Here is a 1,703-nt window from a genome sequence, read left to right as displayed (position 1 = left end):
GCTAAAGGACTGGCGGCGCGTGGCAACCAGATACGACAGATGCCCAAAGGTCTTCCTGTCGGCAATCGCTCTCGCCGCAACCGTCATCTACTGGTTATGAATCCTGAGCCTAGGCTCAAAGACTGGAGGCGCGTAGCGACACGTTATGATCGCTGTCCCAAAGTCTTCCTCTCCGCAATCGCTCTCGCAGCAACTGTCATCTATTGGTTATGAATCCTGACCCTAAAGACTGGTTAGCGGCACGATGCTTCCACAAACTGCATTATTTACGATTTTCTGCCATTTTTTATTAAAAAAGTTAATTTCTAATTTCCAAGTCCTTCAATTATCTTTTTTTTAGTTGATCTGAGGCTAAAATTGGTTGAACTGGGGCAAAAGAATGGACGAGAACATTGCGTTTTACGAACATATTGTAGACTATTATGATGTAATTCACGGTTCGCGAAATGAAGAAATTCAATTCTATGCGCAAATGATTAATCCAGGAGACACGGTTTTAGAAGCGCCTGTTGGGACTGGAATGCTGTCATTAAAATTGTCTCAACTTTGTAAGAGCGCTACAGGAATGGGTCTTAGTATTACAGGAATTGATCTCTCGGACTCGATGCTAGAGGTTGCTCGCGATCGACTGCCTGATGCTAGCCTCTTAAAAGCGGATATGCGATCTTTTGACTTAAGTGAAAAGTTTGACATTATTATCTGTCCACTTAATTCAATACTGCATCTTCGCTGCGATGAAGAAGTAGTATCGACCTTAAATTGTTTCAAGCATCATTGCAAACCCACCGGCCGTATTGTAATTGATTCTTTTCAATCTGATCTCGAATTAATACCAAAGGCCTATAAAGGCTCAATTGATGGGCTGATTGATCCAAAGACCAATCGAGAGCTCATTTTGGTTGAGAGTTCTACATACAGAAGAAAAACTGCCCACCTAAAGGTGGAATGGCAGTTATATGAGAAAAAGACCAAAAATTTATTGGCAGGTTCGAAATATTCGCAACGACTCATGAATTCATGTGATTTTGCTAATTTAATCCATGATTCTGAATTGGCTATATTAGAGAAATTTGGAAGCTATGAAAGAGAGCCTTATTCTCGTGCGCAACCACGTCAGATAATTGTCGCCGGTCCAGAACGGTAACGACGCTATGCAGCCTTCTTAATGCAAGATCCAGTTTGACTGAAAATTTGTAGATTATCTTCGTCAATCGCAATGGCTTACGCTGGCTAGATGCCCCCAAGGAATACGGGCCGCGCTAGACAGTCTACAGCTGGTGGAAGCGATGGTGCGAGAAAGGTGTCTTCGCTCGCATATTGGCCGACCTGGTTACCGAACACGACGAAGAGAATACTGTGATGACCCCCTCTCGGGACATTGCTCCGCAATGCCCTGCCGGGCAGCGGACGCCACAGATCTAAAAGTCCATCGCACGGCATCCAGTTTGGGCGTCAAAAAAGGGCGGCGTGGCCGCCTGATTGGCAGAACCAAGGGCGGCATGAACACGAAGCTGCACGCTATCTGCGACAGCAAGGGGCGCCCACTCAACTCGTTTGTGGCGGCTGGGCAGGTCAGATGGAATGGTTGCCGCCCTCCCCAGACGGCATCGCAATGTGCCAGGGTCGTGGTGCTTGCAGCCACAATATGGAGAGGACAGTGACATGAAAGATATGATGATTGGGGTCGATCTGGCAAAGTCAGT

The 1,703-nt window shown here is 46.3% G+C and carries 1 protein-coding gene and 2 pseudogenes; all 3 read left to right on the top strand.

Translation table 11 applies throughout. The annotated features are described in order from the left end of the window. Positions 1–111 precede the first annotated feature (111 nt). Positions 112–213 (top strand): annotated as a pseudogene (locus ABLN87_RS22180) (IS5/IS1182 family transposase); the annotation flags it as partial. Between the two features lie 166 nt (positions 214–379). Continuing rightward, a complete protein-coding gene (locus ABLN87_RS22175; RefSeq protein ID WP_353014278.1) occupies positions 380–1,144 on the top strand; it encodes a class I SAM-dependent methyltransferase in 765 nt (254 codons plus the stop codon). A gap of 53 nt (positions 1,145–1,197) precedes the next feature. Next, positions 1,198–1,574: pseudogene (locus ABLN87_RS22170) on the top strand (transposase); the annotation flags it as partial. Positions 1,575–1,703 lie beyond the last annotated feature (129 nt).

This window comes from Ruegeria sp. SCP10, from assembly GCF_040329495.1.
In the GTDB taxonomy this organism is placed as follows: domain Bacteria; phylum Pseudomonadota; class Alphaproteobacteria; order Rhodobacterales; family Rhodobacteraceae; genus Ruegeria.
Note: the sequence above shows the minus strand (reverse complement) of the source record. Positions and strands in the feature narration are given on the sequence as shown.

Bases quoted from the DNA above. Each gene is read 5' to 3' on its own strand.
- ABLN87_RS22175 (WP_353014278.1), top strand. From the start codon at position 380: ATGGACGAGAACATTGCGTTTTACGAACATATTGTAGACTATTATGAT.